This is a genomic window from Mycobacterium sp. SMC-4, assembly GCF_050205565.1.
In the GTDB taxonomy this organism is placed as follows: Bacteria; Actinomycetota; Actinomycetes; order Mycobacteriales; family Mycobacteriaceae; genus Mycobacterium.
The window spans coordinates 119,051-132,158 of record NZ_JBNMQU010000009.1 but is presented as its reverse complement, the minus strand read 5'-3'; the positions used below and the strand labels follow the sequence as shown (position 1 = coordinate 132,158).

Here is a 13,108-nt window from a genome sequence, read left to right as displayed (position 1 = left end):
ACTTCTCAACAGGTGAGCACCTATAGGGCGTCGGCCCCCCGCTCACCGGTGCGCACCCGGACCACTGTCTCGACCGGGCTCACCCACACCTTGCCGTCGCCGATCTTGCCGGTACGGGCGGCCTGGACGATCACGTCGACGACCTTGTCGACCGCAGCGTCCTCGACCACGACTTCCACCCGAACCTTCGGCACGAAGTCGACGGAGTACTCCGCGCCCCGGTACACCTCGGTGTGCCCCTTCTGGCGACCGTAACCCTGCACCTCGCTGACAGTCATGCCGAGAATGCCTGTCTGCTCCAGACCGGTCTTGACATCTTCCAGCGTGAACGGCTTGACGATCGCAGTAATCAGCTTCATGTAGTCGATCCCTTCCGATGAAATTGTCGCCGATCAGGCGAGCTCGTAAGCCGTTTCGGCATGTTCGGTCTCATCGATACCAGTGTCCTCGTCGTCCTTGGACACACGCCATCCCAGAGGCTTGACGATGAACGCGATGATCGCGGTCATCACGCCGGTGAACACCACCGCAACGGCGGCGATGACGATCTGCACGATGAGTTGCTGGATGCCACCACCGTAGAACAGGCCGGTTTCGGTGGCCAGGAAGCCGATGCCGACGGTGCCCCACAGGCCGGCGACCAGGTGCACGCCGACCACGTCGAGCGAATCGTCGTACCCGAGCTTGTACTTCATCGAGATCGCCAGCGCGGCCAGCACACCGGCCACCGCACCGAGGATCAGCGAGCCGATGGCGCTCAGCGAGCCGCAGGCCGGGGTGATGGCCACCAGTCCCGCGACGATGCCCGATGCCGCTCCGACGCTGGTGGCATGGCCGTGCCGGATCTTCTCCACCAGCAACCAGCCCAGCATGGCCGCGGCAGTGGCCGCAGTCGTGTTGACCCACACCGCTCCAGCGAGCATGTCCGCAGCACCTTCGGAGCCGACGTTGAAGCCGAACCAGCCGAACCACAGCAGGGCTGCGCCGAGCATCACGAACGGAATGTTGTGCGGACGGAACGGGGTCCGGCCGAATCCGGTCCGCTTGCCGATCAGGATCGCCAGCACCAGCGCGGCCATGCCGGCGTTGATGTGGACGACGGTGCCACCGGCGAAGTCGATCGGGGACACGTTGGCCACCCCTTCGTCATCGACGCCGAACAGCATTGCCGCGATGCCTGATTCGGAACCCGACAGCAGACCGCCACCCCAAACCATATGCGCCAGTGGGAAATACACCAGGGTGACCCAGATGCCGCCGAACGCCAGCCACGTGCCGAACTTCATCCGTTCGGCCACCGCACCGCTGATCAGGGCGACGGTGATGACGGCGAAGGTCAGCTGGAACGCCACCCAGACGATCGCAGGTACCGTACCGAAGCCGCCGCTGACGAAGGTGTCGACGCCGTTGAGCTCGCGTACCTCGGTCAGCTGGCTGAGGCCGAAGAGTGCGAAGGGGTTGTCGAAGATGCCGAGGATGTCACTTCCGCCGGTGTGCGCGGAGGCGAACGACATCGAGTAACCCCAGAGCACGTAGATGACGCTGACGACGCCTATCGAGCCGAACGACATCATCATCATGTTCAGCACGGACTTCTGTCGCGACAGGCCGCCGTAGAAGAACGCCAGGCCGGGGGTCATGAGCAACACCAACGCGGCCGACGTGAGTACCCACGCCGTGTCTCCGGCGTTCAGGCCCTCCGGCCCGAACGGCAGGAACGCATCGTCTGGTAAGGCTAGAACCACTTTGTGTGAACCTCCTTGGGATGACGGCCGACGCGGATCGGCCTCCCGAAGAGACTCTTTCGAGCGCGTTTCCCCGGTGATTCTGTTGTGTTTCGCCGACGTGAACGCACGGGCGGATGTCGTTACGCTCGTGTTTCGTCCATGCGTCCCGCAGATCGCCGCGGCGGCAGACCGGCGAAGTCGCAACCCGTTCGGCGGGCTTGCGGGATCACCCCAGAAGCGCGTCGACGAACGCCGCGGGCTCGAACGGTGCGAGGTCGTCGGGACCCTCGCCCAGACCCACGAGCTTCACCGGCACACCGAGTTCCTGCTGCACCCGGAAGACGATGCCGCCCTTGGCGGTGCCGTCGAGTTTGGTCAGCACCACTCCGGTGATGTCGACGACTTCGGCGAACACCCGCGCCTGCGGCAGGCTGTTCTGCCCGATCGTCGCGTCGAGCACCAGCAGCACCTCGTCGACCGCGGCGCGCTTGCCGACCACCCGCTTGACCTTGCCCAGTTCGTCCATCAGACCGGTCTTGGTGTGCAGTCGGCCGGCGGTGTCGATCACCACGACGTCAGCGCCGGAGGACACGCCGGTGTCGACGGCATCGAAGGCCACCGACGCCGGGTCGGCGCCTTCGGGCCCGCGCACCACTTGTGCGCCGACCCGGGACGCCCAGGTCTCCAGCTGGTCGGCTGCCGCGGCGCGGAAGGTGTCGGCCGCGCCGAGCACCACCCGGCGACCGTCGGCGACCAGCACGCGCGCCAGCTTGCCCACCGTGGTGGTCTTGCCGGTGCCGTTGACGCCGACCACCAGGAGCACCGACGGCTTGTCCTCGTGGGGCAGCGCGCGGATTGCGCGGTCCATGCCCGGCTGCAGTTCGGAGATCAGCACCTCACGCAGCACCGCGCGGGCGTCGGCCTCGGTGCGGACCCGGCTGCTGGCCATCCGCTCGCGCAGCGCGGCGACGACGGATTCGGTGACCACCGGTCCCAGATCGGCGATCAACAGGGTGTCCTCGACCTCTTCCCAGGACTCGTCGTCGAGGTCGCCGCCGCCGAGCAGGCCGAGCATGCTGCGCCCGAGGGTGTTCTGGGACCGGGCCAGCCGTCCCCGGAGGCGGTCGAGGCGCCCTTCGGTCGGCGCGATCGCGTCGATCTCCGGGGCAGGTGCCTCGGTGACCGGTTCGGGCTCGGGTTCGGGCTCGAGCTCCGGCTCGGGTTCGAGCTCCGGTTCGGGCAGGGGCTCGGGCTCCGGCTCGGGCAGGGGCTCCGGCTCCGGAACGGGCGCCGGCTCGGGTTCCCGCTCCACGGGCGGTTGCGGCTTCGGCGGGGCCGCCGGCGGCTCAGGCAGGCGGACATCGGCGATCGGACGCTTCGGAGCGTCGCGCGGAATGGTGGCATCATCGCCGACAGCAGGCAGACCGGTGGTGTCGATGCGTTCCGGCGGCGCCGGTGGGGTTTCGACAGGCGCCGATGAGGTAAATGTGAAACCCGAAGACGCGGTATAGCCGCCCGAGCGATCGATGGGAGTGGCGGTGTCTGGAGCCTTCAGGCTGATGCGGCGGCGCCGGTACCGCATCAGACCGACGACGAGCGCAACTATCAGCAGTACAGCGATGACCGCGATCGCGATCCACAGGCCCAGCCCGATACTCTCAGTCACCCGGCCATTGTCGCAGGGGTCTGCGCGGTGACGTTCGACCCCGTGGCCGCCCTGGCACACCGCAAACGCCGGCACATCGACGTGTGTCTGACCGAGGCCGTCGACTACCAGACCGTCACCACCGGCTTCGAGCGCTACCGGCTGCCGTACAACGCGCTCACCCAGACCGATCTGTACGGCATCGACCTCGCCACCCGGTTCCTCGGGCACCAGTTGCGGGCACCGGTGCTGATCGGCGCCATGACCGGCGGCGCGGAGCTCTCCGGAATCATCAACCGCAACCTGGCAGCGGCCGCACAGCAACTCGGGCTCGGCATGATGCTGGGCTCGCAGCGGGTGATGATCGACGACGACGTGGCCGCGGCCAGCTTCGACGTGCGCCACGTCGCGCCCGATGTCCTGTTGGTGGGCAACATCGGGATGGCGCAGTTGGACCGTTCCCTGGTGCCGGGCCTGGTCGCGGCACTGGACAAGGTGGGCGCCGACGCGCTCGCCGTGCACACCAATCCGCTGCAGGAGGCGATGCAGCACAACGGCGACACCGACTTCTCCGGTTCCCTCGAGCAGCTGCGGGAGGTGGTCGGCGAGATCGGCTGCCCGGTCATGCTCAAAGAGGTCGGGCACGGTTTCGGCGCGGTGGCGGCCGCCGAACTCGACGACTTCCCCGTCGCGGCCATCGACGTCGCCGGCGCGGGCGGCACGTCGTGGGCCCGCATCGAGCAGTACGTCCGCTACGGCGAGGTGCGGCATCCCGCACTGGCCGAATGGGGCATCCCGACCGCACAGGCGCTCACCGAGGTCCACCGCGCGCTGCCCGAGATGCCGCTGGTGGCCTCGGGCGGCATCCGCACCGGTATGGATGCGGCCAAGGCGCTGGCGATGGGCGCCGAGGTGGTCGCGATCGCCCGGCCGTTGCTGTCACCGGCCATCGAGTCGGTCAACGCGGTGGTCGACTGGCTGCAGGACTTCCTCTACGAACTCCTGGTGTGCCTGCACGGCTGCGGCGCGACCGACCTGGGGGCGCTGCGCCGCCGCGGCGTGATCGCGATCGACTGACGGGTCAGGAGGGCGCGGCCACCAGCTCGTGGCCGCGCAACCGCTGGGAGATGACCGTGGTGATGCCGTCACCGCGCATCGTCACGCCGTAGAGCGCGTCGGCCACCTCCATCGTCGGCTTCTGATGTGTGATGACGATCAGCTGGGACCGTTCCCGCAGCTGCTCGAAGAGGCTGATCAACCGCCGCAGATTGACATCGTCGAGCGCGGCTTCCACCTCGTCCATCACATAGAACGGCGAGGGGCGCGCGCGGAAGATCGCAACCAGCATGGCCACTGCGGTCAGCGACTTCTCCCCTCCCGACAGCAGCGACAGCCGCTTGATCTTCTTGCCCGGCGGGCGCGCCTCGACCTCGATGCCCGTGGTCAGCATGTCGTCCGGGTCGGTGAGCAGCAACCGGCCTTCACCGCCCGGGAACAGTGTCGTAAACACCTGGGAGAACTCGCGTTCCACGTCGGCGTAGGCTTCGGCGAACACCTGCAGGATGCGGGAGTCGACCTCGGCGATCACGTCGAGCAGGTCTTTGCGCGCGCCTTTGACGTCTTCGAGCTGAGTGGACAGGAAGTTGTACCGCTCCTCCAGCGCGGCGAACTCCTCGAGCGCCAGCGGGTTGACCCGGCCGAGTTCCTTGAGTTCCCGTTCGGCCCGTTTGGCGCGGCGCTCCTGGGTGGGGCGGTCGAACGGCATGGGCGCCGGAGCGGTGACCTGCTCGCCACGCTCCCGCGCCTGCTCGTACTCGGCCATCTCCAGCTCGGTCGGCGGGAGCGGCACCGACGGCCCGTACTCGGCGATCAGATCGTCGACGGCCATCCCGAACTGCTCGAGAACCTGCTCTTCGAGTTGCTCGATGCGAAGGGCCGCTTGCGCTTTGGCGACCTCGTCGCGGTGCAGCGCATCGGTCAGTGCGGTGACGCGGGCAGTCAGGTCGTTGACCTCGTCGCGCGCGGCGGCCAGGGCGCCGGCGCGCACCTGGCGTTCGGCGGCCACTTCGTCGCGCACACGGGACGCCACGACCACCGCTGCGGTGAGCCGTTGGGCGACCAGGCGTCCGGACTCCGCCACCGCGGCGGCCATCGCCGCAGCGCGCACCCGCGCTTCGCGCGCCTGCCGGGCGCGGACCCGCGCCTCGCGTTCGGCGGCGGCCGCCCGGCGCAGCGAATCCGCCCGCCCCCGAACGGCATTGGCACGTTCCTCGGCGGTACGTACCGCCAACCGGGCCTCGACTTCGGCGGCCCGGGCAGCGTCGGCAGCCGCGGTGCTCTCCTGCCGGTCGACCGGCTCGGCCTCGAACATCGGTTCCTGCTGCGCGTTGTGCAGTCGTTGCTCGAGTTCGCGCAGCTCGGTGACGGTGCCCGCGCGGTTGGCCTCGAGTTCCTCGCGCTGTTTGAGCAGCCGCTGCCACTCGTCGTCCGCGGCGCGCGCATCCTGACCGAGCCGACCCAACTGCTCATAGATCGCCGAGATCGCGGCGTCGGATTCGTTGAGCGCGGCCAGCGCATGCTCGGCGGCGTCCTGGCGGGCGGACTGCTCGGCCAGCGCGCCGGCCAGCGCCGCGGACAGTTCGGCGGTCTGGCGTTCCGCGTCGGCCAGTTCCGCACGCGCCTTGTCGACCTCCGAGGTGATCTCCAGCGTGCTCGGTTTGCGATCGGACCCGCCGGTGACCCAGCCGGCGCCGACCAGATCACCGTCGGCAGTGACCGCGCGCAGATCAGGTTGGGCGGCAACGAGATCCAGAGCCGAAGCGAGATCGGAGACCACCGCGACGTCGGCGAGCAGCCCGGTGATCGCGCCCTGCACGCGCGGCGCGGGGTCGACCAGGTCGACGGCCCACTGCGCCCCGGCCGGCAGCGACACCGTCTCGGCGGCCGCCGGTGCGGGCCAGTCCCCGAGCACCAGGGTGGCCCGGCCGCCGTCGGAGTCTTTCAGCGCCGCCAGCGCATCGCGCGCGGCACCGCTGTTCTCGGCGGCCAGCGCGTCGGCTGCGGCCCCCAGCACCGCGGCGATCGCCACCTCGTGGCCCTGCCGAACCTTGACCAGGCCGGCGATCGAACCGAAAAGTCCGGCGCCGTCGAGGTTTTCCTGCAACCACGCCGCGCCGTCCTTGCGCTCCAACCCGACCGAGAGCGCGTCGATGCGCGCCTGCAGCGACGCGACCCGGCGTTCGGCCGCGCGTTCGGCGGCCTGCAGCTCGGCGACGCGTTCGTCGGCCAGGCGCAGCGCGGACACCGTGCGGTCGTGGTGTTCGTCGAGCCCGAGCTCGCCGGCGTCCAGTTCACCGACGCGGCCCTGCACGGTCTCGAACTCGGCCTGCGTCTGCTGGGCGCGTTGGGCCGCCTCGTCGATGGCCGCCGACAGCCGTGCGACGGTCTCGTCGATCGACTCGACGCGCGTCCGCATGGTGTCCACCTGGCCCGACAGACGTGCCAGCCCTTCCCGGCGGTCGGCTTCGGCGCGGGCCGCGGCCATGTGGGCGCGCTCGGCTTCTGCCGCGGCCTGTTCCCGGTCGGCCAGCTCGGCGCGGGCGGCGTCGAGGCGTTCGCGCGACTCGGCCAGCTCTTCGAGGAGTTGGCGTTCCTGTTCGGCAACCGCGTCGGCCTGGGCCTCCAGCTCGTCGGGGTCGGGTCCACCGGAGCGTTCCGGTTCGGCGTCGAGATGTTGGGCGCGCTCGCTGGCGATGCGCACGGTGGCGCCGACCCGTTCGGCCAGTGCGGAGAGCCGGAACCAGCGCTGCTGCGCGGCATCGGCGCGTTCACTGAGCTCTTCGACGGCGGCCTCGTGCGCTTCCAGTTCGGCGCCGCGTTCGCCCAACCGCTCGCTGAGCTGGTCATGTTCGCGGCGCAACGCCGTTTCGGCCTGATTGCTGTCGTCGAACTCCGCTTTGCGAGCCACCAGGTCGTCGGCGGCCAGTCGCAGCCGGGCGTCACGCAGGTCGGCCTGGATGGTCTGGGCGCGGCGCGCCATCTCGGCCTGGCGGCCCAACGGCTTGAGCTGGCGCCGCAGTTCGGTGGTCAGGTCGGTCAGCCGCGCGAGGTTGGCCGACATCGAGTCGAGCTTGCGCACCGCCTTCTCTTTGCGCTTGCGGTGCTTGAGCACACCGGCGGCTTCCTCGATGAAGGCACGCCGGTCTTCGGGCCGGGATTCGAGGATCTCGGCGAGCTTGCCCTGACCGACGATGACGTGCATCTCGCGGCCGATGCCCGAATCCGACAGCAGCTCCTGCACGTCGGCCAAACGGCAACGGCTGCCGTTGATTTCGTACTCGCCCGCACCGTCGCGGAACACCCGGCGGGTGATCGACACCTCGGAGTACTCGATGGGCAGCGCGTTGTCGGAGTTGTCGATGGTCAACGTCACCTCGGCGCGGCCCAACGGCGCGCGTGACGACGTGCCGGCGAAGATGACGTCCTCCATCTTGCCGCCGCGCAGGGTCTTGGCGCCCTGCTCCCCCATCACCCACGTAAGCGCGTCGACGACGTTGGACTTCCCGGAGCCGTTGGGGCCGACGACGCAGGTGATGCCGGGCTCGAAACGCAGAGTCGTCGGCGAGGCGAAGGACTTGAAGCCCTTCAGCGTCAGACTCTTCAGATGCATGACGTCAAACCCTACCGCCGCGCACGTCAGCGCTCGGTGAAGCCGGCGATCGCGTCGGCGGGGTCGGACCAGTCCGAGACGACCTTGTCGACCTGACCGGGGGTGTCACCGGAATTCAGCAGGTCAAGCAGCTGTTCGCAGGCAGCGCGCGGGCCCTGGGCGCGTACATGAACCCGCCCGTCGGGCTTGTTGGCCGCGAACCCTGTCAGCCCCAGTTCCAGCGCCCTCGACCGCGTCCACCAGCGGAAACCCACTCCCTGGACGCGGCCGTGCACCCACGCGTCCAACCGGACGTCATTGTCGTCCAACATCATTGTCGTCCAACATCTTTGACCTCAAACGTCACTTGCGTACCGCTTTTCAACGTACGTCCCACTGTGCACACCTGGTCGACGGCGCGGTCGACCACGGTCAGCAGCCGGGCCAGTTCCTGCGGGTCGAGTCGTGACAGGTCCAGCTCGAGCACTTCCTCCAGGCGCGGGTAGCGCTCCTGATCACGGTCGGCCGCACCGGAGACCCGCACAGTGGCCCGATAGTCGTCGCCGAGCCGGCGCCGCAGCGGCTGATCGCTGGCCATGCCGCTGCAGGCGGCCAGCGCGATCTTGAGCAGCTCGCCGGGAGTGAACACACCCTCGACGTCCTCGGAGCCCACGAGCACCTCGGCGCCTCGCGAGCTGTGGCCCGTATAGCGGCGTACTCCGGTGCGCTCCACCCACAGTTCGGTCATGGCTCCATTTCTACAACCTCCCCAACCTCCGCCGAAATTGCATTCCACGCGCGTCAAGTCGCGGTTTGACGCGCGTGGAATGCAATTTCGGCGCTAGGTGCGGGGGCGAGGCTGGCAGCGCGGACAGTAGAACGACGACCGGTTCATGAACTTGTCGCGCCTGATCACCGCACCGCACCGGCGACACGCCTGGCCCTCGCGCCCGTAGGCATCCAGCGACCGGTCGAAGTACCCCGACTCGCCGTTGACGTTGACATACAGCGAGTCGAACGACGTGCCACCCTCGCCCAGCGCATCGGTCATCACCGCAGCGGCCGCGTCGAGCAGCTCGCGCAGTTTCGGCCGCGACAGCGCTGAGGCCGGCCGTGCGCCGTTGACCTTCGCGCGCCACAGCGCCTCGTCGGCGTAGATGTTGCCGATGCCGGAGACCACCGTCTGGTCGAGTAGCTGCCGCTTGATCTCGGAATTCTTGCCGCGCAACACCTTCACCACCGCCTCGCGGTCGAACAACGGATCGAGCGGGTCACGGGCGATGTGGGCCACCGGCTCCGGCACGGCGGTGCCGTCGACGGTCACCATGTCGGCGACCATCCACCCGCCGAACGTGCGTTGGTCGACGAAGCTCATCGTCGTGCCGTCGTCGAGCAGAGTCGCGATGCGCAGATGGTTCTCGTTGGGGACGGAACTCGTCTGTGCTCCCGGCGTACGCGAACCCAAGAGCATCTGCCCGCTCATTCCCAGGTGCACGACCAGTGCGGTATCGGTTCCCAGCGACAACCACAGGTACTTGCCGCGGCGGCCGGTGCCGGTGATCGTCGCGTTCAACAGACGCGCCGTCAGGTCCGCAGGGCCGGCCTCGTGGCGGCGCACCGCCCGCGGATGATGCACCCGCACCGCGGTGATGGTGCGCCCGGTGACGTGCTCGTCGAGCCCCCGGCGGACGACCTCGACCTCCGGCAGCTCAGGCATGACGTCGCAGCCTACCGATCACGCCTGGTTCAGCGCGTTCAGTGCGTTCCAGGCGGCGGCTGCCGCTTTGAGCTCGGCTTCCTTCTTGGTCCTGCCCACCCCCGCGCCGCGCTCCACCTCGCCGACGACGACGGTGGCGCTGAACTCCTTGTCGTGGTCGGGTCCGGTGGAGGTGACGACGTAGGTCGGCACACCCAGCCCGCGCGATGCGGTCAGCTCCTGCAGGCTGCTCTTCCAGTCCAGTCCCGCACCCAGCGTCGGTGCGGTGTCGAGCAGTGTGCCGAACAGCCGCAGGATCACCTCCCTGGCGACCATCGCACCGTGTTCCAAATACACTGCGCCGAGCAGAGATTCGACGCCGTCGGCGAGGATGCTCGACTTGTCGGCGCCGCCGGAGTTCTCCTCACCCTTGCCCAGCAGCAGATAGGCGCCCAGCCCCTTGTCGGAGAGGCGCCGGCCGACCTCGGCGAGCGCCTGCGTGTTGACGATGCTCGCCCGCAGCTTGGCCAGGTCGCCCTCGGAACGGTCAGGGTGGCGGTGGTAGAGCTCCTCGGTGATGGTCAGGCCCAGCACCGAGTCGCCGAGGAACTCCAGCCGCTCGTTGGTGGGCAGTCCACCGTTCTCGTAGGAATAGCTGCGATGGGTCAGCGCGATGGTCAGCAGCTCGTCGGGCAGGTCGATACCGAGCGCCTCGAGCAGGGGCGCGCGGTCCACCGTCACGAGTCTTCTCCAGTGTTCTGCTCGCGGAGCTCGGGAGTGTTCTGCTCGCGGAGCTCGGGCGTGTTCTGCTCGCGGAGCTCGGCCAGCTTCGCCCACCGCGGGTCGATCTTCTCGTGGTGGTGACCCGGTTCGGCGGTGGCCAGCGGCACTCCGCACTCCGGGCACAACCCTTGGCAGTCGGGACCGCACACCGGCGAGAACGGCAGCACCAGCCCGATCGCGTCGATGATCGGCTGCTCCAGCTCGACGGTGTCGGCGCCCCCGTCACGGGACACCCGCGGCAGTTCGTCTTCCTCGGTGGTCTCGTCGGTGGTGCTGTCCGGATAGGCGAACAGTTCGGTGATCTCGATCTCCACGTCGCCGTGCAGCGGTGTCAGGCAGCGCGCACACTCACCGACGGTGGGTCCGGACACCGTGCCCGAGACCAGAACGCCCTCGGACACCGACTGCAGCCGCAGGTCCAGCTCCAGCGGTGCGCCCTCTTCGACGGCGATGAGCTCCAGCCCGATCCGGGTCGGGTTCGGCACCGTGGTCTGCACTGTCATCATCGAACCCGGCCGCCGACCGAGGCGAGAAATGTTGATCGCCAGCGGCGACCGTGACCCCCGGTGCGCCGCGCCTGCGTGCGTCGCCATGTCCGTCATCGTACGGCGAGGTGGGAACCGGTTCAGCCGCCGCCCCGCGGGGTGGCGGTCAGCGCGACACGTAGTCGTGTGTTCCCGCCGCGGTCCGCAATTGATGACGGCCGCGGCCCACCGAGCGCAGCGTTCCGTTGAGGAACTCCTCGAACTCGGCGAGCTTGCTGTCGACGTAGATGTCGCATTCGCCGCGCAGCCGGTCGGCCTCGGAGTGTGCGGCGTCGATCATCCGTGTCGCCTCGGCGGTCGCGGTGGCCACCACCTCGGTCTGCGAGACCAGTCGCTGCTGCTCCTTGATGCCTTCCTGGACGGCCTTCTCGTAGGCGAGGTTTCCGCTCTCGATCAGACGGTCGGCCTCCGACTTGGCCCGGCCGGTGCTGGCTTCGTACTCCCGCTTGGCGGTGGCCGCGATCCGTGCGGCCTCCTCGCGGGCCTCGACGACCATGCGCTCGCTGTGCTGGCGCGCCTCGGCCACCATGCGGTCGGCTTGCGCCTTGGCATCGGCGAGCAGCCGGTCGGCCTCGGCGCGGGCGTGGTTGACCATCGAGTCGGCTTCGGCGTTGGCCGTCGACACCGTGGACTCGGCGTGCTCCTTGGCCTCGCGCAGCATGGTGTCCCGGGCGTCGAGCACGTCCTGGGCGTCGTCGAGCTCGCCGGGAATGGCGTCCTTGATGTCGTCGATCAGCTCGAGGACATCGCCCCGGGGCACGACGCAGCCTGCGGTCATCGGCACCCCGCGGGCCTCTTCCACGATGGCACCCAATTCGTCGAGTGCTTCGAAAACTCGGTACACGGCGACACCCTCCAGGCGTAGTTGTTAGTGACCAGTGTGCCTGGTGTTACTGCTGTGACTCGGCTTTTGCGTCCCGGTGTGTCGCCCCGGCCTCAGCGCAACGCCGCACTGATGGCGTCGCGCGCACGGTCGAGCATCGATGCGAACGGCCCCACCGCGAAGTTCAGCTTGGCCGACTCCACCCCCGGGTGCGGCCGGGTCGGCGCGATGGCCTCGGCCGCGCGGACGGCCGCAGCCATGCTCTTGAGGTCGTCGGCGTCGAGTTCGCGCTTGAGCTTGGGGAACTCCTCGGCCTCTTCGTTGAAGGCGTGCTGGAGCACCGCGTCGCGGAATTTCGTCAGCTCCGCGATGAACTCGTCGGACGCGATGTCCATGTCTTCGAGCGCAGAGAGCTGCTGTTTGGCCGCGTGCTCCTCCTCGAGACGCGCGTCGACGATCGTGTCCCCGGACTCGATCTCGCGGCGCGCCCGCGGATGCACCACCATCTCCTCGGCCGTCTCGTGGACCGCGAGCAACTGCCGCAGATCGGTGAAGGCCTTCTGACGGGCTTCGGTTGCCGAAGCATGCAGTACGTCGTCGAACATGTCCTTGATCAGGTTGTGCTGATCCCTCAGGAACGCGACGACGTCATCGGTGGATTGGACAAATGTTTGCGCCACGGCAGGCACCTCCGGGTGAGTCGAGGATGACGGCGCGAATGGGCTGTGCGTCGTCACCGGTGGACGTACCCGCAGGCGACGTGCTCAACCGCGCAGTTTTTCCCGCAGCCGCGCGTTGACCGGCCCGGGCAGCAGATCGGAGACGTCCCCGCCCAGGGTGGCGACCTCCTTGGCCAACGACGACGAGACGAACGAGTAACGCGGCGTGGCGGCGACGAAGAACGTGTCCACCCCGGCGACGTGCTTGTTCATCTGCGCCATCTGCCACTCGTATTCGAAGTCGGTGCCGCTGCGCAGGCCTTTGACGATCGCGGTCAGACCCCGGTCCCGCGCGAAGTCGACGACGAGACCCTGTCCGGATTCGGCCCGCACGTTCGGCAGGTGGGCGGTCGACTCCTCGATCAGCGCGAGCCGCTCCTCGAGGCTGAACATGCCCTTCTTGTTCGGATTGATCAGCACCGCGACGATGACCTCGTCGAACTGCGCGGCGGCACGTTCGAAGACGTCGACGTGACCGAGGGTCACCGGATCGAAGGATCCCGGGCACACCGCTCCGCTCAT

The 13,108-nt window shown here is 68.7% G+C and carries 13 protein-coding genes; 1 reads left to right on the top strand and 12 read right to left on the bottom strand.

Translation table 11 applies throughout. The annotated features are described in order from the left end of the window. Window positions 1–20: 20 nt before the first annotated feature. From ACQI46_RS17055 to ftsY, 3 genes are all read right to left on the bottom strand, one after another. Window positions 21–359, bottom strand: a complete 339-nt coding sequence (locus tag ACQI46_RS17055; protein ID WP_014815171.1) for a P-II family nitrogen regulator — start codon at window positions 357–359, stop codon at window positions 21–23. 33 nt (window positions 360–392) lie between these two features. Beyond that, window positions 393–1,745 (bottom strand): ammonium transporter, encoded by a 1,353-nt coding sequence (locus ACQI46_RS17050; RefSeq protein ID WP_427095200.1) that lies wholly within the window; start codon window positions 1,743–1,745, stop codon window positions 393–395. A 208-nt stretch (window positions 1,746–1,953) separates the two neighbouring features. Continuing rightward, the gene (ftsY, locus tag ACQI46_RS17045; protein ID WP_427095337.1) at window positions 1,954–3,381 is read right to left on the bottom strand and encodes a signal recognition particle-docking protein FtsY; all 1,428 of its coding nucleotides are present in this window, start codon (window positions 3,379–3,381) and stop codon (window positions 1,954–1,956) included. A gap of 39 nt (window positions 3,382–3,420) precedes the next feature. On the opposite strand from ftsY, the gene fni reads away from it, so the two are divergent. Continuing rightward, window positions 3,421–4,449, top strand: coding sequence for a type 2 isopentenyl-diphosphate Delta-isomerase (fni, locus tag ACQI46_RS17040; RefSeq protein WP_427095199.1), 1,029 nt, complete (start codon window positions 3,421–3,423; stop codon window positions 4,447–4,449). Between the two features lie 4 nt (window positions 4,450–4,453). Here the strand turns inward: fni and smc are convergent, their stop codons facing one another. The 9 genes from smc to coaD form a co-directional block, all read right to left on the bottom strand. Then, window positions 4,454–8,041 carry a chromosome segregation protein SMC gene (smc, locus tag ACQI46_RS17035; RefSeq protein ID WP_427095198.1) on the bottom strand — a complete coding sequence of 1,196 codons (3,588 nt, stop codon included), beginning with the start codon at window positions 8,039–8,041 and terminating at the stop codon, window positions 4,454–4,456. Between the two features lie 26 nt (window positions 8,042–8,067). Then, complete coding sequence (locus tag ACQI46_RS17030) at window positions 8,068–8,352, bottom strand: acylphosphatase (RefSeq protein ID WP_427095336.1); 285 nt, start codon at window positions 8,350–8,352, stop codon at window positions 8,068–8,070. Beyond that, on the bottom strand, window positions 8,352–8,768 hold the full coding sequence (locus ACQI46_RS17025; protein ID WP_427095197.1) for an OsmC family protein: 417 nt from the start codon (window positions 8,766–8,768) through the stop codon (window positions 8,352–8,354). Before ACQI46_RS17025 ends, ACQI46_RS17030 begins: the two co-directional genes overlap by 1 nt. A gap of 93 nt (window positions 8,769–8,861) precedes the next feature. Then, a complete protein-coding gene (gene mutM, locus ACQI46_RS17020; protein ID WP_427095196.1) occupies window positions 8,862–9,737 on the bottom strand; it encodes a bifunctional DNA-formamidopyrimidine glycosylase/DNA-(apurinic or apyrimidinic site) lyase in 876 nt (291 codons plus the stop codon). Window positions 9,738–9,755: 18 nt separating this feature from the next. Continuing rightward, window positions 9,756–10,457 carry a ribonuclease III gene (rnc, locus tag ACQI46_RS17015; protein WP_427095195.1) on the bottom strand — a complete coding sequence of 234 codons (702 nt, stop codon included), beginning with the start codon at window positions 10,455–10,457 and terminating at the stop codon, window positions 9,756–9,758. Then, on the bottom strand, window positions 10,454–11,092 hold the full coding sequence (locus tag ACQI46_RS17010) for a YceD family protein (RefSeq protein WP_427095194.1): 639 nt from the start codon (window positions 11,090–11,092) through the stop codon (window positions 10,454–10,456). Before ACQI46_RS17010 ends, rnc begins: the two co-directional genes overlap by 4 nt. Before the next feature lie 58 nt (window positions 11,093–11,150). Next, window positions 11,151–11,888, bottom strand: a complete 738-nt coding sequence (gene sepIVA, locus ACQI46_RS17005) for a cell division protein SepIVA (RefSeq protein ID WP_427095193.1) — start codon at window positions 11,886–11,888, stop codon at window positions 11,151–11,153. A gap of 92 nt (window positions 11,889–11,980) precedes the next feature. Further along, a complete protein-coding gene (locus ACQI46_RS17000; RefSeq protein ID WP_427095192.1) occupies window positions 11,981–12,547 on the bottom strand; it encodes a hemerythrin domain-containing protein in 567 nt (188 codons plus the stop codon). 84 nt (window positions 12,548–12,631) lie between these two features. Further along, on the bottom strand, window positions 12,632–13,108 hold the full coding sequence (coaD, locus tag ACQI46_RS16995; protein ID WP_427095191.1) for a pantetheine-phosphate adenylyltransferase: 477 nt from the start codon (window positions 13,106–13,108) through the stop codon (window positions 12,632–12,634).

Coding starts and splice junctions, on each gene's coding strand:
- ACQI46_RS17055 (WP_014815171.1), bottom strand. CDS start 359: ATGAAGCTGATTACTGCGATCGTCAAGCCGTTCACGCTGGAAGATGTC.
- smc (WP_427095198.1), bottom strand. CDS start 8,041: ATGCATCTGAAGAGTCTGACGCTGAAGGGCTTCAAGTCCTTCGCCTCG.
- ACQI46_RS17030 (WP_427095336.1), bottom strand. CDS start 8,352: ATGTTGGACGACAATGACGTCCGGTTGGACGCGTGGGTGCACGGCCGC.
- ACQI46_RS17025 (WP_427095197.1), bottom strand. CDS start 8,768: ATGACCGAACTGTGGGTGGAGCGCACCGGAGTACGCCGCTATACGGGC.
- mutM (WP_427095196.1), bottom strand. CDS start 9,737: ATGCCTGAGCTGCCGGAGGTCGAGGTCGTCCGCCGGGGGCTCGACGAG.
- ACQI46_RS17010 (WP_427095194.1), bottom strand. CDS start 11,092: ATGGCGACGCACGCAGGCGCGGCGCACCGGGGGTCACGGTCGCCGCTG.
- coaD (WP_427095191.1), bottom strand. CDS start 13,108: ATGAGCGGAGCGGTGTGCCCGGGATCCTTCGATCCGGTGACCCTCGGT.